Here is a 20,006-nt window from a genome sequence, read left to right on the forward strand (position 1 = left end):
CCGTTGGCTGAGCCGTGGGGCGATGCACCGTAAGGGTGCGTCGCCCTGCGGCTTTTCTGGTGCTGTGTCAGGTTCGTACCATGACGACGCCGCCAGACCAGCCGGAGCCGGGCCGGCCGGACCAGCCGCTGCCGCCCGCGAGCAGCACCACGGTGTACCGGGCGTCGGGCAGGCGTACCCGCAAGGGAACCAAGAGGAACGGAAAGAAGCGCCGGAGCCCGCTCAGGCGGATTCTGCTGGCGCTGCTCGTGGTGCTCGTGGTCGTCGTCGCGTACGCGGTCGGCGTCGGGATCTGGGCCGTGGGGCAGATCCAGCGGACGGACGCCCTGGGCGACTACAGCGGGCGGCCCGCCGCGGGCAAGGGCACGAACTGGCTGCTCGTCGGCTCCGACACCCGCAAGAACCTCACCAAGGAGCAGCAGCAGGAGCTGCACGTCGGCTCCGACTCGGGCGACGAGACGGACACGATCATCGTGCTGCACTACGGCGCGAGCGGCCCGTATCTGGTGTCCATCCCGCGCGACAGCTACGTGAGCATCCCCGGCCACGGCAAGAACAAGATCAACGCCTCGTACGCGCTCGGTGGCCCGGAGCTGCTGACGCGCACGGTCGAGGAGGCGACGGGGCTGCGCCTCGATCACTACGCCGAGGTCGACTTCGGCGGGTTCGTGGACGTCGTGGACGCGCTGGGCGGCGTCGAGGTCTGCGTGCCGAAGGATCTCAGCGACTCCTACTCGGGGGCCGACTTCAAGGCCGGCTGCCAGACGATGAACGGCACGCAGGCCCTGGCCTACGCCCGCGACCGGCACAGCTACGCCAACGGCGACCTGGGCCGTGTCCAGGCGCAGCAGCAGCTGATCGCGGCGATCGCGGACAAGGGTTTGAGCGCCGGCACGCTGCTGGCCCCGTGGAAGCTGCTGCCGTTCCTGGACGCGTCGCTGAACGCGCTCACCGTCGACCGGGGCGCGGGCCTGCTGAACCTCGGCAGGCTCGGCCTCGAAATGGATGACATCTCACACGGCGACGGGTCCACGACGACCGTGCCGATCGCGAGCGAGCCCTCTGTTCCCGGGGTCGGTGACGTCGTCGAGTGGAACGCGACCGAGGCCGCCGAGCTCTTCTCGGCACTCCGGGACGACACGACGATTCCGACTTTCGGCAGCAATTGACGCATCCTTGACCGAGTGGGTCATGCGGTGCGTCTCGTGTGTCGCGTTATGAGCGCTTCCGTCTGATCCATAAAGATGTGCGGCAATCACGCAGAACGTCGTGCGTCGGTCGGTCTGTCTGTCTGTCGCTGTGTCGGTGTGGAGAGGGGAACCCAGGATGAGCACTGTGAGCCCTGGCGGTGCGGGTGCGTCGGCTTCCGACGCCTCGGCGTACGGCTTCGTCGTCACGAGGGGCCGCGGTGTGCGCGGGTACCGCCCCGAGCAGGTGGAGGCCTTCGCCGCCGGGCTGTCCCAGGAGCGCGACGACGCGTGGGAGCGGGCCGCGCGGCTGACCGTGCTGCACAAGGAGATGGAGGCCGAGGCCGAGCGGCTGCGCGAGGCCGTCGACCGGCTGGCCCCGCAGACGTACGCCACGCTGGGCAAGCGCGCCCAGTACCTCCTGGAGCTCGTCGAGGAGGAGACCGCCGCGGTGCGGCACACCGGGCGCACCGACGCGCAGACCGTCACCGAGGCCGCCGAGCGGGCGGGCGGCGAGGCGCGCGACGCCGCGCAGGCCTACGCCGACGAGGTGCGCGGCGAGGCCGACGAGCGGGCCCGGCAGCGGGAGACCGCGACGCGGGCCGCCGCCGACGAGGTCCGGATCGCCGCCCGCCGCGAGGTGAAGGAGACGCGGACCGAGGCGCTGGAGGCGCTGCGCGAGATGCGCCGCCGCTGCGAGGGAGTCCTCGCGGACCAGGCCGAGGAGCAGGCCGAGCGGCTCGACGCGCTGGAGCGGGAGAGCGCCGGGCGCGAGTCCGCCGTCGACGAGTGGGAGGCCGCCGCCGTCGCCGAGGCCGAGGCGCGGCTCTCCGAGGCGAAGCGGGCGCTGGCCGAGGCCGAGGAGGCGGCGCGGCACCGGCAGGAGGACGCGGAGGCCTCCGGCTCGGAGCTGGTCGCGCAGGCGCGGGCGCGCGAGGAGCGGATCTCTCGGGAGACCGAGGGGGTGCTTCGGGAGCACACCGAGGCGCGGGACGAGATGCGGGCTCATATGGATCATGTGCGGAGTTCTTTGGCGGCGCTGACCGGGCGGGCGCCGGCCGAGTCGGAGTAAGCGTCCGCCTGGTGGGCACGTGCGGGTCTCGTCGTGGTTGCTCGCGCCCACGCGGCGGAGCCGCATATCGATACAGCCCCGCGCCCCTGACGGGGCGCGACACTGGTGGCATGGGGATACGCGTGGTGATCGCCGATGATCAGGTCGCTGTGCGGCGGGGGATGCGGCGGATGTTGGAGGCGCAGGGGGACATCGTCGTCGTGGGGGAGGCGGGGGACGGGCGGAGTGCGTTGCGGACCGTGCGCGAGACGCGGCCCGACGTCGCGCTCGTCGACATCCGGATGCCGTACGTGGACGGCCTTGAGGTCACCCGTCAACTGGCTTCTCCGGAGGCCGAGTTGCCGGTGAAGGTCGTGGTCGTGACGACCTTCGACCTCGACGAGTACGTATATCCGGCGCTGCGCCACGGCGCCTCCGGTTTTCTGCTGAAGCGGTCCGGGCCCGCGCTGCTCGTCGAGGCGGTGCGGGCGGCCGTCGCCGGGGACAGTCTGATCAGCCCGGAGGTGACGGTACGGCTGCTGCGCCATGTCACCGGGCCGCCCGCGCGTACCGTCGCCGCCCCGCGCGAGGCGCTGACCCCGCGCGAGACCGAGATCGCCGGGAAGGTCGCGCAGGGCCTCACGAACGCCGACATCGCCACCGAACTGTTCATCTCGCCCGGCACGGTGAAGACCCATGTCGCCGCCGTGCAGCGGAAGTTGGGAGTACGCAACCGGGTCGGCATCGCCGTGACGGCGTGGGAGCTGGGGTACGCGGGATGACCGTGCGGCGGTTCGTCGCGGGTGGCGCTGCCGTGCTGCTGTTCCTGCCCGCGTTCGCCGCGCCCCCGACCGCGCTGCTCCTCGCGGCCGCGGCGGCCGTTGCGCTCGGCGCGGCGGTGCTGCCGTGGTCGCCGGAGCGGCCCGGCCGGGCCGCGTGCGGGGCGTTCGCCGTGTCGTGGCTGGTGGACGCCGCGTACGCCGGGGAGCCCGGTCTCGTCCTGCTGTGGCTGCCCGTCGAACTGGCCGGGCTGCTCGTCCTCACCGGCCGGCTGCTGCGGTGTGCGCCGGGCCGCCGGGTGGCCGCCCTGGGCGCGCTCGCCGTCCTGACCTGCGTGGCCGCGCCGCTGCGCTTCAGCCTGCGGCATCCCCCGGATCTTCTGGGCGGCTCGGTGCTGATGGCGGCGGCGACGCTGTTCCCCGTCGGCTGCGCGGTCGGCGTCGGCTGTTATCTGCGCGCCCTGGACGAGCGGCGCCGGGCGGCCGTGCTGCGGGCCCGCCGCGAGCAGCGCCTCGCCGTCGCCGCCGATCTGCACGACTTCGTCGCCCATGAGCTCACCGGCATGGTCGTGGAGGCGCAGGCCGCGCAGACGGGACCGTACGACGAGAAGGAGACCCGCGAACTCCTCGCCCGGCTTGCGGAGTCGGGCAGTCGCGCCCTCGGCTCGATGGACCACACCCTGCGGGCCCTGCGCGCCGCCGAGGACGACGACGGCGCCGCCCTCGTCCGGCACGGACTGCACGAACTCCCCGATCTGGTCGGCAGGTTCGGGCATCCCGCGGTGCTCGACGTACGGGACGAGGGGCTGCGCCTGGCCCCGGCCGCCGACGACGCCGCCCACCGGGTCGCCGTCGAGGCCCTGACGAACGTACGCCGTCATGCCCCGCACGCCGGGCGGGTCACGGTGACGGTGGCACCCGGCGACGGCACGCTCACCCTGACGATCACGGACGACGCCCCGCCCCGCGCACGCGTACGCCGCACGGACGGCGGCACCGGCCTCGCGGTCCTCGCCGAACGGGTCCGCCTGTGCGACGGCACCTTCGAAGCGGGCCGCACCGCCGACGGCTGGACCGTAAAGGCGACCCTCCCCACGACCGCCCCGTAAGGGGCGCGGGGAACGGCGCGAGCAACCACGACGAAACCGGCACCCGCATATCTGCCGAACGGCAGATGTGTCACCCCCGGGCCCGCCCGAAAACTACCCCCATGCTCGAACTCACCGACATCACCAAGACCTACCGCGGCGCGGCCACGAACGCCGTGGACCGCCTCACCCTCCACCTGCCACCCGGCCTGACCGGACTGCTCGGCCCGAACGGCGCCGGCAAGTCCACCCTCATGCGCATCGCGGCGACCGTCACCCGCCCCACCACGGGCCAGGTCCGCATCGACGGCCACGACGCCGTCCGCCACCCCGGCCGCCTGCGCCGCCAACTCGGCTACCTGCCGCAGGACTTCGGTGTGTACCCGAACCTCAACGCCCGCGAGTTCCTGCGCTACCTGGCCGCCGCGAAAGGACTGACGGGCCGCTCGGCCCGGGCCCGCGTCGACGAACTCCTCGGTCTGGTCAATCTCACCGAGGCCGCGCACCGCCCGCTCGGTGGCTACTCCGGCGGCATGCTGCGCCGCGTCGGCATCGCGCAGGCGCTGCTCGCCGACCCGCGCGTCATCATCGTCGACGAGCCGACCGCCGGGCTCGACCCGGAGGAGCGCATCCGGCTGCGCAATCTCCTCGCCGGCCTCGCCGCCACCCGTGTCGTGCTGCTGTCCACGCACATCGTCTCCGACGTGGAGTCCGTCGCCGCCGAGATCGCCGTCGTCGCGGGCGGCCGGCTCCTGGCCCGCGCGACACCCGAGGAACTCATCGCGCGTACCAGTGGACGCGTCTGGGAAGTGACCGTCTCCCAGGCGGAGTTGGGTGAGCTGCACGCCCGGCACGTCGTCGGCTCCCTCACCCGTACGGCCACCGGGGTGCGGGCCCGCGTCCTGAGCGACGTACCGCCGCCGTACGCGCACTGCGCACCGGCCGAACCCGGCCTGGAGGACGCCTACCTCGCCGCCGTGCACACCGTTCCGGCGGCCGCGGCATGAGGGCGCTGCTGCCGCTCGCCCTCGGCGACTTCAGGCAACGGGCACGCAGGCCCGCCTACTTGGCGGTGCTCGCCGCCTCCGTCGGGCTCGCCGTGGCGGCCGTCCCGGCCCGGGACGCGCACTGGACGGTGCTCCAGTTCGGCGACTGGCGCGGCACGTACGACAGCGCCTACCTGGGGATGGTCGTGGCGCTCGCCGGGACGGTGTGGCTGTCGCTCGGCGGGTTCTACGCCGTGCGGGGCGCCGTCGCCCGCGACGCCGACAGCGGGGTGGGCGGGCTGCTCGCGACGACCCGGCTGCCCACGGCCGCGTACCTGTGCGCGAAGTTCCTGTCCTCGCTGCTCGTGCTGGCCTCCCTGCTCGGCGTGCTGGCCCTCGCGGCGCTCGCCCTGCTGTGGGCGCGCGGCGAGTCGGGCACCCTCGACGTGGTGGCGCTGCTCCAGCCGTTCGTGCTGATCGCGCTGCCGATGGTGGCGCTGACCGCGGCGGCCGCGCTGCTCTTCGAGACGATCCCGCTGCTGCGGGCCGGGCTCGGCAACGTGCTGTGGTTCTTCGTGTGGACGGTGCTCGTGCTCGGCGGGCAGTCGCCGCACGCCCCGCTGGGCGGGATCGGCGTCGCCGACGTCGTGCGGTCGCTGGGCGCCGCGCTGCGCGCCCAGGGCGTCGATCCGCACGGAGCGGGGGAGTTCAGCCTCGGCCTGACGTTCGTGGAGCGGCCGCTGCGCACCTTCGACTGGGACGGCTTCGAACCGACGACGGCGTACGTGGTCCAGCGGCTCGCGCTGGCGGGGATCGCGGTGCTTGTGGCGCTGGTCCCGGCGGTGTGGTTCGCCCGCGTCGACCCGGCGCGCGGCCACGCTCCCGCCCCGCGACAGAAGCATGTGGCACCGGCCGTGGTGGCGCCGCCCGCCGTGTTCGCCCGGCCGCCCGTGACCCCGGCCCGGACCGGCCGCACCGGGCTGCGGCTCCTCGCGGGCGAGGCGCGCGTCCTCGTACGGGGCACCGCCTGGTGGTGGTGGGCGGTGACGGCGGCCCTCGCGCTGCTCGCCCTCTGCGTCACCCCCGCCACCGGGGTGAGCCGGGTGCTGCTGCCGCTGTCCTGGATCTGGCCGGTGCTGCTGTGGTCGCGGCTGGGCACGCAGCGCGGGGAGAGCGGCGTCGACGCGTTCCTCGCCGGATACCCGCGTCCGGCGCGCAGGCGGTACGCGGAGTGGACGGCCGGGGTGCTGCTCACCGCCGCCGCGGGGGCCGGGGCGGGCCTGCGGGCGGCGGCCGGCGGTGACGGGCCGGGGTGCGCGGCGTGGGCCTGCGCGGTCCTGTTCATCCCCACCCTCGCGCTGGCCCTCGGCACCGTCTCCCGCACCCACCGGCTCTTCCAGGCCGTCTACCCGCCGCTGTGGTACCTGGTCGTGAACGGCTTCGCGCCGCTGGACTTCATGGGCGCGATCCGGGACGCGGACGGGCACCCGCAGGGCCTGTCGCCGACCACCCTGCTCCTCGTCACCGCGCTGCTCCTGGGGGTGATTCAGGCAGCCACGGCGAGGTGGCCTGCTACGTTGCCGGGGGCGTCGCCAAGAGGCGCCAAGTGGTCGGTACGAGACAGGGGTTGACGGTGATGGGTGAAGGGCGACTGCTGCCGGAGGTCGAGCGGGGGGACGTGCGGCGCATCACCGTGGTCGGCGAGGACGTACTGCGGCGGCGCTGCAAGCCGGTCACGCAGGAGCACTTCGGTACCCCCGAACTGACCCGGCTGATCGACGACATGTTCGCCACGAACCACATCGCGCACGGCGCGGCCATCGCCGCCAACCAGGTCGACGTGGACCTTCAGTTGTTCGTGTACGACATGGAGGACGACTGGGGAGTGCGGCACACCGGGGCCATCGCCAACCCGGTGCTCGACGAGGAGCCGCTCGCCGACCGGAGACTGGTCGAGGGGATGGAGGGCTGCCTGTCCGTGCCCGGCCCCTACAAGGCTGTCGCGCGCGCCGACCACGCGGTCGTCCGCGGCCAGGACAAGGACGGCGCCCCGCTGGTGGTGGAGGGCCGCGGCTACTTCGCCCGCTGCCTCCAGCACGAGACGGACCATCTCTACGGGCGCCTGTACCTCGACCGCCTCGCCAAGCGCGAACGACGGGACGCGCTGCGGGAGATGGAGGAGCTGCGGGACGGGGTGCTCGCGCGGCGGGCGGCGATGGCGGAGCGGCTGGGCAAGTGAGCGGGGGTGCGGCAGCCGTTGCCGCCGCACCCGGGACGCTCACTCGTCAGACGGTCGTCCCGTCGCCCGGGCGGGTGCGCAGGACCGCGCCCGCGGTGAGCAGGGTCGTCGCCACGGTCAGGCCCAGTGCGGCGGCGAGGACCGTGCCCAGGATCAGCGGGGAGCCGCTGGGGAGCGCCGAGTCCAGGATGCTGAGGCCCGCCGGGACCAGTGTGCAGGCCGCCACCAGGATGCCGAGCGCGATGCCGACCGTCGCGGTCAGTACGGCCTCCACCGCCGTCATCCGCAGGACCTGACCGCGGGTGGCACCGATCAGCCGTTGCAGACCGAACTCGCGGCGACGCTCCGTGGTGGCCAGGATCTGGGTGTTGACCAGCGCGATCACCGCGTAGCCGACAACGGACGCGAGCACCAGGTACGCCATCCACGCCTGGGTGTCGTCCTGTTCGGAGTAGGCGGCCGTGACGGCCTCCCGCGTCGTCACCGTCAGCCCCGGGCCGCTCGCGGAGCGGGCCGTGAGCGCGGCGGTGAGCGCGGCGCGGTCGGTGCCCCGGGCGGCGGTCACCATGATCTGGGGGATCAGACCCGAGTCGGTGTGGCCGAGCATGAGCGCGGCCGGGATCAGCGCGGTCTCGTAGCCGCGGCGGCCGTCCAGTGTCGCCACCAGCTTCAGGGTGACGGGGCTGCCGTCGCCGAGCCGGAAGGGGACCGGGTCGCCGATCCGGAGGCCCCGGCTCGTGGCGTCGGCCGTGGGAAGGGCGACCGTGTGCCCGCGCAGTGCGCCGAGGCTGCCGGTGGCGGCCCGGTAGGACGTCGTACGGTCCAGGCCCTCGACGGTGACGCCGCGCAGGGCCAGTTCGGTGGGCCGCGGTCCGGACGCCCCCTCCTCGCCGTCGCCCGTCCGCTCTGCCCGGGGGGTCTCGATGTAGCCGGTGCCGGGGATCTGCGCGGTGGCCGCCGCGACGCCGGGGGTCCCGCGGACCGCGGCCAGCGTGTCGGGCGTCAGCCCGCCGGCCTGCGAGGTGACCACCAGGTCGGCCCGCAGGCTCTCGTCGAACGCCCGCTCGGCGCCCGCGGATTCGGTGGTCTGGAGATAGGCCAGGGTCAGGGCGAGGCCCGTGGCGAGCATGACCGGCATGACGGCGGAGGCGAGCCGGGAGGTGCGGGCCCGCGCGTTGGCGGCGGCCAGCTGTCCGGCGAGCCCGGAGACCGCGCCCAGCGGTCGGCTCAGCAGGGCGGTGCAGGCCCGGGCGAGCACCGGTCCCAGGAGCCCGAACCCGGCCGTCCACACCAGCGCCGCCGGGGTGGCGACGCCGCCCGCGTCCGGCCCTGCCGAGCGGGCGGTGCCCAGCGCCAGCGCCGTGCCGCCGGCGAGGCAGAGCGCCCCCGTGACCGTACGGGCGATGCTGAACCAGCGCCGCTGGAGGCCCGATTCGGCGAGCGCCTCCGTCGGCCGGGTGCGGGCCGCGCCGTGGGCGGCGACCAGCGCCGCGCACACCGCGGTGAGCAGCGCGGTGCCGATCCCGACGATCAGCGGCACGGAACCCGCGCGGTACGCGATCGATCCGGGCACCACCCCGGCGTCCGCGAACGCCCCGAGCAGCCACCGCCCGGCGCGCGGTCCCGGCACGCAGGCGAGCGCGGTGGCGACGGCGGCGAGCACCAGCGTCTCCGCGACGACCATCCGCCGCAGCTGACCCGGGGTGGAGCCGACCGCGCGCAGCAGCGCCAGCTCCCGTTCCCGCTGCCGGATCGACAGGCCCAGGGTGCCGGCCACGACGAACACGGTGACCAGCACCGCGAGGCCGCCGAACGCCGCCGCGAGGGGGATCAGGTCGCCGCCGTCCGCGAGCACGGCCGGGTTCTCGGCCTGTCCCCGCGCGTCGCCGGTCAGCACGGCGAGCGGAGTGCCGCTGCCCGCCAGTGCCCGGCGCACGTCCCGGGCGAGCGTGGTGGGATCCGTGCCCGGGGTGGTCAACAGGCCGATGGAGTCGGCCTGTCGGGGGTGTCCCGAGGTGCGGGCCGCCTCCGTGTCGGAGAGGAAGAGGGCGTCGCCGTCGTCCGTGCCGCGGGCGATGCCGGAGACCTCGTAACGCTCGGCCGTGCCGTTCGTGAGGAGGCCGACGCGCGCGCCGACGCGCAGCCCGGCCCGGTCGGCGAGGGCGGCACCGACCACCACCTGGTCCGCTCCGGCGGGCGGGGCGCCTGCGGTGAGCCGGTACGGGGTGAGCGCGGCGGACGACCAGCCGTGGCCGGTGGCCCGGCTCCCCTCGCCGTTCAGGGTGACCGGGAACGACACGTCCGGGACGGCCTTTCGCACGCCCGGCACCGCGGCGAGTCGGTCGGCGAGGTCCGCGGCGGGCCGGATCCGCTCGGGGAAGACCAGTTCCTCGACGGTGTCGTGGTAGCGCTGGTCGCCGGTGACGACGACCGGCGCGGCCGCCAGCCGCTGCGGCGGGGCCGCGTGGTGGATGCCGGTCTCCAGGAGCCCGCCGCAGGCGATGACGAGCAGGGCGCCGAGGAACATGGCGAGGAACGAGGCGACGAAACCGCCCTTGTGGAAGCGCAGGGTGCGCAGCGCGAGCCCGGTCATCGCCGTGCCTGCGCGTTCTTCGGGGCCGACGCGGTCTGCGGGGCGGGCACGTTCTGCTGGTCGGGCACGTTCTGGCGGGCCAGTGCGTCCCAGGCGCCGAGCCGGGTCATCCGCTCGGCGACGGCGTCCACGGTCGGCCGTTCCAGGGCTCCCGCGATCCGGCCGTCGGCCAGGAACACCACCCGGTCCGCATGGGCGGCGGCCACCGGATCGTGCGTGACGATCACCACCGTCTGGGCGGTCCGTGTGACGGCCTCCCGCAGCAGCGCCAGGACCTCCCGGGCCGTCGTGGTGTCCAGCGCGCCCGTGGGTTCGTCGCCGAAGACCACCGCGGGCCGGGTCACCAGGGCCCGGGCGACCGCGACGCGCTGCTGCTGCCCGCCGGACAGTTCACCGGGGCGGCTGCGCTGGCGCCCGGCGAGGCCGACGCGCTCCAGGACCTGGTCCACCTCGGTGCGCTTGACCCGGCGGCCGGCGAGCCGCAGCGGCAGGGTGACGTTGTCCCGTACGGACAGCGCGGGCAGCAGGTTGTACGACTGGAAGACGAATCCCATGCGTTCGCGGCGCAGCCGGGTCAGCCGGCGCTCGCCGAGCTCGCCCAGCCGCACCCCGTCGAGCGTCACCGACCCCGAGGTCGGCCGGTCGAGCCCGGCCGCGCAGTGCAGGAAGGTGCTCTTGCCGGAGCCGGAGGGGCCCATCACGGCGGTGAACGAGCCCCGCCGCAGCCCGATGCTCACCCCGTCGAGGGCGGCGACCTGGGCGCGCCGGCCGCGCGCTGCGCCGTAGACCCGGCGCACGTCGTCGAGCCGCACGACGTCGTCCCGCACGTCGTCGCCGGTGCTCCCGGTGGCCCAACTCGCGTTGTCCGCAAAGGAATCAATCATGGGAGCAATGCTGTCCGGGGCGCCCCACGCGCCGACAGCCTCGCCCGGTGGAACTTGGGGTCCACCGAGTGGTGGACCCCAGGTTCCACCGCGAAGTTCCCGGGCCGCCCGCGGCATGTTGCGCAGCGCCGCGGCCCCTCCTCATCGGCAGACTGCTCGCAGCGCCCCCGGTGAACGGTCCGCGGGCGCGGTGCGACGAGAGGGACGAGTGTGAAGCGCAGGACGATGACGGGGGCGACGGTGGCTGTCTCCGTCGCCTTGCTGGCCGGAACCGTGGGCACGGCGGCGGCCGACGCCGCGGCCCCCTACTCCCCGGACGTCGACTGGATCACCTGCCAGGTCAACGAGGAGCGCGCCGCGCACGGGCTGCCGGGGCTGCGGCTGTCCGACACGGCGACCGAGGTGGCCACCGCCCACGCCGCCGACATGGCCGGCCAGGGGAAGCTCACCTCGACCGGAAGCGACGGCCGCGATCTGCGCGCCCGGCTGACCGACGCCGGCCTGTTCTCCGCGCACGCCGAGGAGTTCATGTACGCGGGCTACCACCACGACAGCTACTTCGCGGACACGATCACCGACCCGGACCCGGGCAACGACATCTACGAGTCCCTCATGAGCCCCGGGGTCACGGCCGTCGGCATCGGCTACGACCGCACGTACTGGGACGTGGACCTCCTGGGCCCGCACCGCAAACTGGTCACCCGGGCGCCGGTCTGCACGAAGCCGCGGTAGCGGACGTTCAGAGGTGGGCGGCGAGCGCTTCGCGGTGGGCGGTCACCCAGCGGCGGGCCGCCCGCACCTGCTCCACGACCCCGAGTCCGCGCAGCCGCACCATCGCCGGATCGCCCCGCCCGGCCGCCTCCGCGATCCCGCGCGAGCACCGCTCCTGCCACCACAGGACCGTCTCCAGGAGCTGCCCCCGGCCCGCCGCGTCCAGCCCGTACGCGTCACAGACCAGCCGCATCCGGCGTGCGGCCTCGTCCGTGTCCCCGGCGTCCGGACCGAGGTCCAGGTACTGCCAGCAGACGTGGGCGACATCCTCGATACGCCGCCCGGGCGCGGCCAGGTCCCAGTCGACGAAGGCCGTGGGCGTCCAGGTCCCGGAGTAGAGCGTGTTGCGCGGATCGAGGTCGTGGTGGCAGACGACGTCCTGGTTCCCGGCGAGCGCGGTGCCCGAGGTCATCTCATGGAACTCCCGCACCAGCGAGGCCACTTGCGCGAGCCCCGCGTCGCCGCGTGCGGCCCGCCGCTCGTCGGGCGTCAGGGCGGCCCGCCCCGGCAGATACGTGAACATCTCGCGCCCGTCGCCGTCCACGCCGAGGAACCGGGGCGCGCCCGGCCATCCTCGGCGCTCGAACAGGGCGAGCAGCTCGCGCACGTACCCGGACCGTGGCGTGGGCGCCCGCCGCACGGTGTCTCCCACCCGTACGACGCGGCTGACGTGCCCGCCGGGAAGTTCCTCCACGGAAATCAGTCTCCCGAGATCCCCCAGAAGTACAACTCGCTGGGCCGCCCGGCCCCGTCGTGCAGCACCGCGACCCGCCCGGACCAGCCCTCCTCGACCAGTGCCTCTATCACCTCGATGTGCTCGCGCGTGAGCACATCGGTGCCGGTGAGCCGGCAGGCCTCGTCGGGGTGGACGGGCCGCACCGCGCCGACACGGGGATGCTCGCCGGGCCGCAGCACCCGGTCCATGTCGAGGATCGAATGCGTCCCCTCTTCCTGAACCCCTTCGTCCTCCCACAACTCCTCGATCGTGGCGGGCCGGGGCACGGGATCGTCCTCGCTCAGCGGATGGTCCCCCGACCAGTAGTAGTCCTGCTCCCGGAAGACGCGCGCCTGCAACTCCTCCAGAGCCGCCGCCACATCCTTCTGGTACGGGACGTAGTACTCCCACCCTGACGCGCCCACGATGCCCATGTCCTCCGAACTCGGTTTCGCTGTCCATGTGTTCGAGGGAACGTAGCAGGCGGGTGTGGCTGGGCGGGGGTGCGGCCGGGTGGGCTGCGGAGGTGTCAGGTGACCGGCTCGTCCCACAAGCGTGGTGCGTCCAGGCGTAGTGCGTAACTGCCGTCGGGGCCCGCGATCGTGAGCCGTAGGTCCGGGGAGAGGGCGAGGGCCCGGCAGCGGGTGAGGAGGGGGAGGGCGCGTACGCGGCCGGTGGCCAGGTGCCACAGGTGCAGCCTCGCGTCGTTCCAGGCCACGGCCAGGATCGGGCCGTAAGCGCTGTGCGCCGAGGCCAGGGCCGTGACGAAGGCCGGGCGTTGCTCGACCGGGTCCGGGAGCGGGTCGGCGGAGGTCGCCCAGAGGCGGACCGTGCCGTCCAGGGCCGCGCTCATCACGAGGGCGTGCCGGTCGCCGGGAGGCGTCAGGCAGGTCACCGCCGTGATCGGGGCCTTGTGCAGGGTCTGCGAGCGCGGGTTCGGGTGGTAGGTGTCCAGGGTCCAGAGGTGCACGCTGCCCTGTTCGTCGCCCAGGACCGTGGTTCCGCTGTGCGGGCACTGGCCCAGGGCTGTCGGGCGGAGAGACGGGTGACGGAGCGTCAAGTGACCGTGGTGGGAGGCGATGTGGCCGAGGACGACCGCCGCCGTTCCCTCGGATTCCGGGGTCACCGGTTGCAGGGCGCCCGTGTCGGTGAGGAGGAGCAGCGAACCGTCACGGCGTACGGCGACGCCGTCCGGGCGCACGCTCCTCGGCGAGTCGACGGCGGCGGTGTCGGCGCCGGTCTCCGGATCGAGGAGGGTGAGCGCGCCCAGCGGATCGGCGGCGAGCAGCTGTCCTTGGTCGCCGGGCGTCTGCGTCAGGGCGGTGACCGGCGCGTCCGGACGGGCCCAGGCGGCCGTGAACAGGTGCTGGTCGGCGAGAGGGCGCAGGTAGCGGGCGAGGGTGGGGCTCGCTCCCAGGGCGGCGGTGTGGAGGAGGGCCGCGCGCTGCGTGGTGCTGTGCGCGGTGTCGGACAGCTGCGGGGCGGCCGCCCGCCAGACCTCCCGCAGGCCCGGCGGCGTGAGGATCCGCTCGTCGGCCAGACAGGCCGCGACGGACACGGCGGAACCGTGGACGAGGAAGCCCGGGTCGGTGAGCAGCGCGCGCACGGTGTGGGCCGTGTCCGGGGACAACAGCGCCTGATCCAGGGCGTGTTCGCGGGCCGGCTCGGGGGCCAGGTCCCAGCGCGGGCGGCCGTCGTCGCTGCGCGGGACCAGCGCGGTGAGGTCCTCCGCGCAGAGGGCTCCGGCCGGTGGGACGTAGCCGTCGTGGGGTGTGTCGCCCACGTCGATGGACTCCGTGCCCGGCCAGGCGTCGAGGAGGTCCGTGTCGCCGACCTCCACCACGGCGCGCGTCTGCGGCAGGCGCAGGAGGGGGACGAGCAGGTCCCGGACCAGGACCGACGGCTGGGCCGACGGCCGGTCGGCGGGGCCGCGGCCGGCCAGGTGCAGGTCCGGTACGAGGAGCAGCAGCGGGCGCGGATCGGCGGTGAGGCGCTCCAGCAGCCGGTCCGGGGCGAGCGGGCCGTAGCCGAGCTGTCGGCCCAGCTCCCAGGCGAAGGCGTCGGTGAACAGCCCGGCGGAGGGGATCGTGGCGTGCGGCGTGGTGCGGGCGTGGCCGGTCGGGCCGAGGAGGAACCAGGTCAGCAGATGGCTCTTGCCGCTGCCCCGGGCCCCGCGGAGCAGGCAGACCCGGGGACGGCCGGCGGAGGTGTCGGCCGCCCAGTCGAGCAGCGCGGGCCCGTGCGCCGCGCTCACCCCTTCCCGCGGCGGCCAGGCGGCGAGGTCGGGAGGCTCGTCGAGGGCGGGCGCCGGGCTCACCGGCCGGCCTCCGCGGTCTCGCCGAGCAGCCGGATGCCCTCCGCGCGGGACGCGGCCGACTCGCCGTAGGGGAAGTGGTGCGTCAGCTGGGCGTCCGGGAACACCTGCGCCAGCCACAGGGAGCAGTAGTGGCCGGGCAGGAAGCAGGGGGCCAGGTCGGTGTGGATGCGCAGGACCTGATCCGGCTCGACCCCGGCCGCGCGCAGCGTGTTCCACAGCCGCTCCTCGGGGTGCAGGCCGATGGCGCCGGACTGGGTGACGATCTGCTTGGCGCCCAGACCGTCGACGTATTCGAAGGCCGCGTACGAGGCGGCGGCCGCGGTGTCGTGGATGTCGTCGAGCACCAGCGGCCACCAGCTCTCGCGCTCGGCGAAGGCGCGCGGATCCTGCGTACGCAGCCGCTCCCCGAGCCGGTCGAAAGCGGCCGAGGCGGTCTGCGGCCGGTCCGTGCTCAGGATGGTGCGCAGGGCCTCACGAGCTTCCGCGAGACCGGCGGCGAACGCCTGGGGGGAGGAGCTGACGAACCGGTCCGGCTCGTCGAAGTCCAGCAGCACGGCCCGCACCGGCCCCTCGGGGTCCACGCACAGCTCGTAGCCGCCGTCGCTGCCCAGCCGCGTCCACTGCGCGCACTCCTGGCGGGAGACGCGGAGCCCGTGCGCGTCGGCGTACTCGCCCAGGGGCACCGGGTCGTCGTGGCCCGTCATGAAGTACGGGCCGACCTGTACCGGCACGGAGATCCCGGCGGACCCGGCAAGCTCGAAGGTCCGCATCTGTCCGTCGCCGGTTCCGTCGCCGGATCCGCCGCCAGTTCCGTCGTCAGTCACCGGGTCCGTGCTCCTCACTCGAAGTGGTGTTCAGGATCCACAAGGTACGTGAGGACATCGAACCAGCGGGATTCCGGATTCTCCAGAGCGGCCGGATCGATGGAAGTCATCGTTTCCCGGATGCGCTGCCGCACCTCTTCCCGCTCCGCCTTTCCGTGAGTTTCGAAGTCGTAGTTCGGGCTCTCGGACTTGAGGAGGTACAGGAAATGCACAAAAGACCGCAGCCCGCTGTTCAGCAGATAGGTGTCCCCGTCCTGCGGAAGGCAGTGGACCTCTCCGGTCTTCGGGTCGAGCGCGATGTCGTCATAGGGGATCATGCCGAGGATGATCCAGCCGTCCTCGGCCGGTTCGAGATGCTCGCCGATCCCGTCGTCCAGGTCGAACCACGGGTTCTCCCAGACCGGAATGCCCAGCGTCGCCAGAACGTCCCTGGCGTCCGCGTCCGACACGGGACCGAGGATGCTCTCCGGTGCGGTGATCAGCTCGTCCGGGGCGAACACGGCGTCGAGCATGCCGCGATCGAGGTTGCTGCTCATGTGCTCTCATCCCGCCAAAATTGGATAATCCGTCGCATCTTATCTATTCAGTTTCAGCTGGTCAAGATAGGTTTTCATGGCGGTATTCCCGCGCGCTCTCGATGCCGCGTCGCTGCCGTATTCGATGCTGTGGGTAACGGTCGTTCCCGGGAATCTCTCCGCCATCCATGAACTGCAATTGGCCCCGGTGCTGCAAGGTTCTCTTTCTGTATAGAGGTCCCGTATCCGGGATGGTTCTCCCTCTCTCAGGAACGGTGTTCCGATCATTCGTTCCGAGTGTCTGAACCCATTGCTGCGGCCCACGAGGATGAAGTCTCCGCTGCCGTCCGCGCCGGTCACTCTCGCGGACGCGTAATTGTTGCTCGTGAATTCGCCGTCGGGGCTCCGGGTGCCGTAACTGCGATCCGCGTGGCGGGCGAGCTGGGTGGCCTGGGAGAGATCGGTGGTGCCCACCCCGACCTGCGAGGAGGAGGCCGTCGGGCGTGGATCGGTGCGCCCCTCGCTCTTGTTCTTCAGCTTGGCGTGCTGCTCGCCCGGTTTCGGGCGGCCGATGGACGAGCTGTCGAGCCCGAGCTTGGCCCGGTCGGCGTCCGTCAGCTCCGCATGCGTGCGGTCGGGGTTCAGCCGGCGGATGTTCCCGTCGTCGGCCATGTGGTAGACGGGCGTCGACTCGGTTCTGGGGCGTTTGGCGAGTCGCTCCATCTCCACCGCGTGCTTCGCGTCGTTCTCCGCGTGGTTGTCCGCGACCCGCTTCAGACGCTTTCCGGTGTCGTGGTAGAGATCCTTGACGGCCTTGCCGACGTCTTCCCCGACGGCCTTGCCCGTCCGCTGCGCGGCGTGCTCAAGCGCCTTGACGATCTGGTTCGTCACTCGAAGGTCACCCCCGACAGCCTGGACGTGAACTCCTCGGCGTGCGCGGCCACCTTCTCCGCGTGGCCGTGCATCAACTCGGCGCGGGCGTGCACCTGTTCCGGGTCGATGGAGAAGCCGGTCCCCGCACCGCCCCCGCCGGCGGGCACGCCCGCCGCCGACTCCGCCGCCTGGAACACCAGCCCGCTGACCGCCCGGCCGACCGTCTCCACCAGCGGTTCCACGGCCGCCTCGATGACCTGCCCGATGATGTACTGCTCGAGCTGCTGCTCCAGGTAGTCCATCAGCTTCTCGGCGGCCTCCACGACGAGCACCTCGGCCGCCTCCGCGAGTCCGAGGGTCAGCACCGCCGCCGCCTGGTCGGCCACGAACGTCGCGGCCAGCACCACCAGTTCGGCGATCGCCTCGGCCTTCATGCCGACGATGACATCCGCCGCGACATCCAGGGCGGTCGCCACCGCGTGGCAGGCCGTCAGCAGTTCGGACATGTGGTCGGAGGACATCTGGGACCACTTCGCCAGCAGCGCCTCGTAGGAGGCGCCCTGGTACACGTCGGCCATCTTGGTCAGCGTCGCCGAGGAATCCTGATGCGTCTCGTCCAGCTTCTCCGCGAAGTCCCGCACATGGGAGGCGAACTCACGGACCTTGTCCTCATTCACGTTCGGCCAGTTCACCCCGATGAACTGGAGAAAGGAAACGACTTCTTCAGGCAGCTCAATAGCCACAGCGCCCCCGCCCGGCGACAGCGAAACACCAGCTCCGCACGCTAGTTCGGCGACGGCAACGGTAGGGCAAACGCTGACTGCGGAAAGCTTCAACGGGGCTTAAGAGATGGTCACAGGGCCTGGGGGACGGTCACGGGTTCAAGGGGCGGTCCTCCGGTCCGTGCCCGGCACCGGCTCGCTCGCCCCCGCCAGGATCCAGCCCTCCACCGCCTCGTACTGGCGCTGCTGCTGCGCCGCCTTCCTGGGCGGGGTCAGGACCGTGCCCAGCCAGCCGAAGAGGAAGCCCAGGGGGATCGAGACGATGCCGGTCGTGGTGAACGGGAACCAGTTGAAGTCGTGGCCGGGGAAGGCCGCCGTCGGGGAGCCCGAGACCAGGTTGGAGCCCGTCATCAGGATCAGGCAGGCCGTCGTCCCGCCGAGCAGCGTCCACAGCAGACCCGCCCTCGTGTAGCGGCGCCAGAACAGGCTGTAGACCAGGGCGGGCGCCAGGGCGGAGGCGCCCAGACAGAAGGAGAGGGTGGACAGGGGCTGGAGGTTGCGGTGCTGGACCAGGGTGGCCAGGACGATGGCGGGCCCGCCGACGGCGAGGGCCGAGATCCGGGCCACCGTCAGCTCCTTGCGCGGGGTCAGCTCCCGCCTGCCATACGCGAACACGTCGTGGGCCAGCGAGTTGGCGCAGGCCAGGATCATGCCCGCCACGGAGGCGAGCAGCGTCAGGAAGATGGCCGTGGTGACCGCCGTGAAGAGCAGCGCCTCCGCCGTGGACAGGGTGGCGCCGAACGCCGCGCGGGCGCCGAGCAGGAACGCCGTGTTGCCCTGCGCGCTGTCCGCCACGATCCCCGTACGTCCCACCAGCGCCGCCGCCCCGAACCCGAACACCGCGATGATCAGCACGAAGACCCCGACCGCGGACACCGCCCAGGACATCGAGCGGCGCACCTCGCGGGCGTTGCGCGCCGTGTACATGCGCATGGTGACGTGCGGGAGCGCGGCGCCGCCGATGACCACGGTCAGCTCCGAGCTGATCATGTCCAGGCGGGGGAAGCCGCTGCCGGTGAACTGCAGGCCCGAGGTCAGATACGCGCGGCCCGCACCGCTGCGGGTGGCCGCCTCGGCGAGCAGGGCGCCCGGGTCCCAGTCGAAACGGTGCAGGATCACCGCCGCGACGGCGATGCCCGAGCCGAGCAGCATCACGATCTTGAAGATCTGGATGACGGCGGTGCCCTTCATGCCGCCGATCGCCGCGTAGCTGATCATGAGTCCGCCGACCCCGATCACGCAGACCGTCTTGAAGGTCTGGTTGCTGAAGCCCAGCAGGAACGCCAACAGGTCGCCCGCGCCCGAGAGTTGGACGAGCATGAGCGGGATGAGCGCGGCCAGGGTCACCGCGCAGGCCGCCATGCGCGCCGCCCGGCCCGGCATCCGGCGTGCGAGGACGTCGCCCATGGTGAACAGGCCCGCGTTGCGCAGCGGTTCGGCCAGCAGGAACATCAGCAGCATCAGCGACAGCGCCGTGCTGAGGGCCAGGACCACACCGTCGTAGCCGACCAGCGCGATGATGCCGGTGGTGGACAGGACGGTCGCCGCGGAGATGTAGTCGCCGGCGATGGCCAGCCCGTTGCGCATCGGCGTCAGCCGGCCGAAGCCCGTGTAGAACTCCTCCAGGTCGTCGCGCTCGGGGCTGGTGACGATGCACAGCAGCAGCGTGGCCGTCGCCACCGCCGTGAAGGCGGCCAGCGACATGGACTCGGCCGAGGTGTCCACCAGCGCGTTCACTTCCGGCCGCCGATCCGGCGCAGCCGGTGGGCCAGCGGGTCGACGCGGCGCCGGGCCGTGCGCTCGTAGAGGATCAACGCGACGCAGGTGACGGGGAGTTGGAGCAGGCCGATGAGCAGTCCCGAGGAGAGGCCGCCGGTGACCGAGCGGCTCATCAGGCCGGGGGCGAACGCCGACAGGAGCAGGAAGAGCGTGAAATAGCCGAGCGCGGTGAGCGTGGCGACGCGGCGCTGCCAGCGGTATGCCGTGCGCAGGAGGCGCAGGTCGCCGGTGGGGCCGGCGGGGGGCGGCAGGTCGGGATGTCGGGGGAGTCGGTGGGTGTGCGCCTGGGGTGGGCGGTACGGCATCCCGTTCTCCTTGCCGGCTCGGGTCCGCCGGGGTGGGCGGATCGCAGGGAGGGGTGTGGGGAATGTGGGGAGCCGGAACGTTACTCGTAGGTAGGCCTGTTGGGGGAGGGTTTGAACCAACCGGGAGTTCGTCGTCGGGTGCGGGTTGCGTCGTGGCTGGTTGCGCAGTTCCCCGCGCCCCTCGATGGGTTGTCGGTCGGCTGACGGCCGGTGGGGGCTGGTCGCGCAGTTCCCCGCGCCCCTGAAACGAGCTCCGCTCGTCCAGGGGAGGCGGCGCGTAGCGCCTGCCTCAGGGGCGCGGGGAACTGCGCGACCAGC

At 73.0% G+C, this 20,006-nt stretch carries 19 protein-coding genes; 8 read left to right on the forward strand and 11 right to left on the reverse strand.

The window, feature by feature from the left end; genetic code table 11:
• The first annotated feature begins 230 nt into the window (after positions 1-230).
• The 7 genes from ACFVDP_RS31215 to def all read left to right on the forward strand — a co-directional run bounded on the left by ACFVDP_RS31215 (position 231) and on the right by def (position 7,330).
• Positions 231-1,169, forward strand: coding sequence for an LCP family protein (locus ACFVDP_RS31215; protein ID WP_383497115.1), 939 nt, complete (start codon positions 231-233; stop codon positions 1,167-1,169).
• 157 nt (positions 1,170-1,326) lie between these two features.
• Positions 1,327-2,259: a cellulose-binding protein gene (locus ACFVDP_RS31220; RefSeq protein WP_383497039.1), complete on the forward strand. Its 933-nt coding sequence runs from the start codon at positions 1,327-1,329 to the stop codon at positions 2,257-2,259.
• 110 nt (positions 2,260-2,369) lie between these two features.
• The gene (locus tag ACFVDP_RS31225; protein WP_383497042.1) at positions 2,370-3,020 is read left to right on the forward strand and encodes a response regulator; all 651 of its coding nucleotides are present in this window, start codon (positions 2,370-2,372) and stop codon (positions 3,018-3,020) included.
• Positions 3,017-4,126 carry a sensor histidine kinase gene (locus ACFVDP_RS31230; RefSeq protein ID WP_383497045.1) on the forward strand — a complete coding sequence of 370 codons (1,110 nt, stop codon included), beginning with the start codon at positions 3,017-3,019 and terminating at the stop codon, positions 4,124-4,126. The genes ACFVDP_RS31225 and ACFVDP_RS31230 overlap by 4 nt, the downstream gene beginning before the upstream one ends.
• Before the next feature lie 101 nt (positions 4,127-4,227).
• Positions 4,228-5,112, forward strand: coding sequence for an ABC transporter ATP-binding protein (locus ACFVDP_RS31235; RefSeq protein ID WP_383497048.1), 885 nt, complete (start codon positions 4,228-4,230; stop codon positions 5,110-5,112).
• Positions 5,109-6,722 (forward strand): hypothetical protein, encoded by a 1,614-nt coding sequence (locus tag ACFVDP_RS31240; protein WP_383497050.1) that lies wholly within the window; start codon positions 5,109-5,111, stop codon positions 6,720-6,722. Before ACFVDP_RS31235 ends, ACFVDP_RS31240 begins: the two co-directional genes overlap by 4 nt.
• Before the next feature lie 5 nt (positions 6,723-6,727).
• The gene (def, locus tag ACFVDP_RS31245) at positions 6,728-7,330 is read left to right on the forward strand and encodes a peptide deformylase (RefSeq protein ID WP_383497053.1); all 603 of its coding nucleotides are present in this window, start codon (positions 6,728-6,730) and stop codon (positions 7,328-7,330) included.
• A 46-nt stretch (positions 7,331-7,376) separates the two neighbouring features.
• Here the strand turns inward: def and ACFVDP_RS31250 are convergent, their stop codons facing one another.
• Both ACFVDP_RS31250 and ACFVDP_RS31255 read right to left on the reverse strand, forming a co-directional pair.
• The gene (locus ACFVDP_RS31250) at positions 7,377-9,923 is read right to left on the reverse strand and encodes an FtsX-like permease family protein (RefSeq protein ID WP_383497056.1); all 2,547 of its coding nucleotides are present in this window, start codon (positions 9,921-9,923) and stop codon (positions 7,377-7,379) included.
• Positions 9,920-10,807: an ABC transporter ATP-binding protein gene (locus ACFVDP_RS31255; protein WP_383497059.1), complete on the reverse strand. Its 888-nt coding sequence runs from the start codon at positions 10,805-10,807 to the stop codon at positions 9,920-9,922. The genes ACFVDP_RS31250 and ACFVDP_RS31255 overlap by 4 nt, the downstream gene beginning before the upstream one ends.
• A gap of 210 nt (positions 10,808-11,017) precedes the next feature.
• Between ACFVDP_RS31255 and ACFVDP_RS31260 the strand changes: the two genes are divergently transcribed.
• Positions 11,018-11,539: a CAP domain-containing protein gene (locus tag ACFVDP_RS31260; RefSeq protein ID WP_383497062.1), complete on the forward strand. Its 522-nt coding sequence runs from the start codon at positions 11,018-11,020 to the stop codon at positions 11,537-11,539.
• A gap of 7 nt (positions 11,540-11,546) precedes the next feature.
• Here the strand turns inward: ACFVDP_RS31260 and ACFVDP_RS31265 are convergent, their stop codons facing one another.
• The 9 genes from ACFVDP_RS31265 to ACFVDP_RS31305 all read right to left on the reverse strand — a co-directional run bounded on the left by ACFVDP_RS31265 (position 11,547) and on the right by ACFVDP_RS31305 (position 19,688).
• On the reverse strand, positions 11,547-12,272 hold the full coding sequence (locus ACFVDP_RS31265; protein WP_383497065.1) for a phosphotransferase family protein: 726 nt from the start codon (positions 12,270-12,272) through the stop codon (positions 11,547-11,549).
• Between the two features lie 5 nt (positions 12,273-12,277).
• A complete protein-coding gene (locus tag ACFVDP_RS31270; protein WP_383497068.1) occupies positions 12,278-12,718 on the reverse strand; it encodes a hypothetical protein in 441 nt (146 codons plus the stop codon).
• Positions 12,719-12,822: 104 nt separating this feature from the next.
• Complete coding sequence (locus tag ACFVDP_RS31275) at positions 12,823-14,610, reverse strand: WD40 repeat domain-containing protein (RefSeq protein ID WP_383497071.1); 1,788 nt, start codon at positions 14,608-14,610, stop codon at positions 12,823-12,825.
• Positions 14,607-15,434: a nucleic acid/nucleotide deaminase domain-containing protein gene (locus tag ACFVDP_RS31280; protein WP_383497074.1), complete on the reverse strand. Its 828-nt coding sequence runs from the start codon at positions 15,432-15,434 to the stop codon at positions 14,607-14,609. Before ACFVDP_RS31280 ends, ACFVDP_RS31275 begins: the two co-directional genes overlap by 4 nt.
• Positions 15,435-15,448: 14 nt before the next feature.
• The gene (locus ACFVDP_RS31285) at positions 15,449-15,970 is read right to left on the reverse strand and encodes an SUKH-4 family immunity protein (protein ID WP_383497077.1); all 522 of its coding nucleotides are present in this window, start codon (positions 15,968-15,970) and stop codon (positions 15,449-15,451) included.
• 39 nt (positions 15,971-16,009) lie between these two features.
• On the reverse strand, positions 16,010-16,840 hold the full coding sequence (locus tag ACFVDP_RS31290) for a nucleic acid/nucleotide deaminase domain-containing protein (protein WP_383497080.1): 831 nt from the start codon (positions 16,838-16,840) through the stop codon (positions 16,010-16,012).
• Positions 16,837-17,499, reverse strand: a complete 663-nt coding sequence (locus ACFVDP_RS31295; RefSeq protein WP_383497084.1) for a hypothetical protein — start codon at positions 17,497-17,499, stop codon at positions 16,837-16,839. The genes ACFVDP_RS31290 and ACFVDP_RS31295 overlap by 4 nt, the downstream gene beginning before the upstream one ends.
• Before the next feature lie 204 nt (positions 17,500-17,703).
• Positions 17,704-19,308: a cation acetate symporter gene (locus ACFVDP_RS31300; RefSeq protein ID WP_383497118.1), complete on the reverse strand. Its 1,605-nt coding sequence runs from the start codon at positions 19,306-19,308 to the stop codon at positions 17,704-17,706.
• Positions 19,309-19,337: 29 nt separating this feature from the next.
• Positions 19,338-19,688, reverse strand: a complete 351-nt coding sequence (locus ACFVDP_RS31305; RefSeq protein WP_383497087.1) for a DUF485 domain-containing protein — start codon at positions 19,686-19,688, stop codon at positions 19,338-19,340.
• Positions 19,689-20,006 lie beyond the last annotated feature (318 nt).

Origin of the sequence: Streptomyces sp. NPDC057694 (assembly GCF_042799415.1) — a bacterium.
GTDB lineage: Bacteria > Actinomycetota > Actinomycetes > Streptomycetales > Streptomycetaceae > Streptomyces.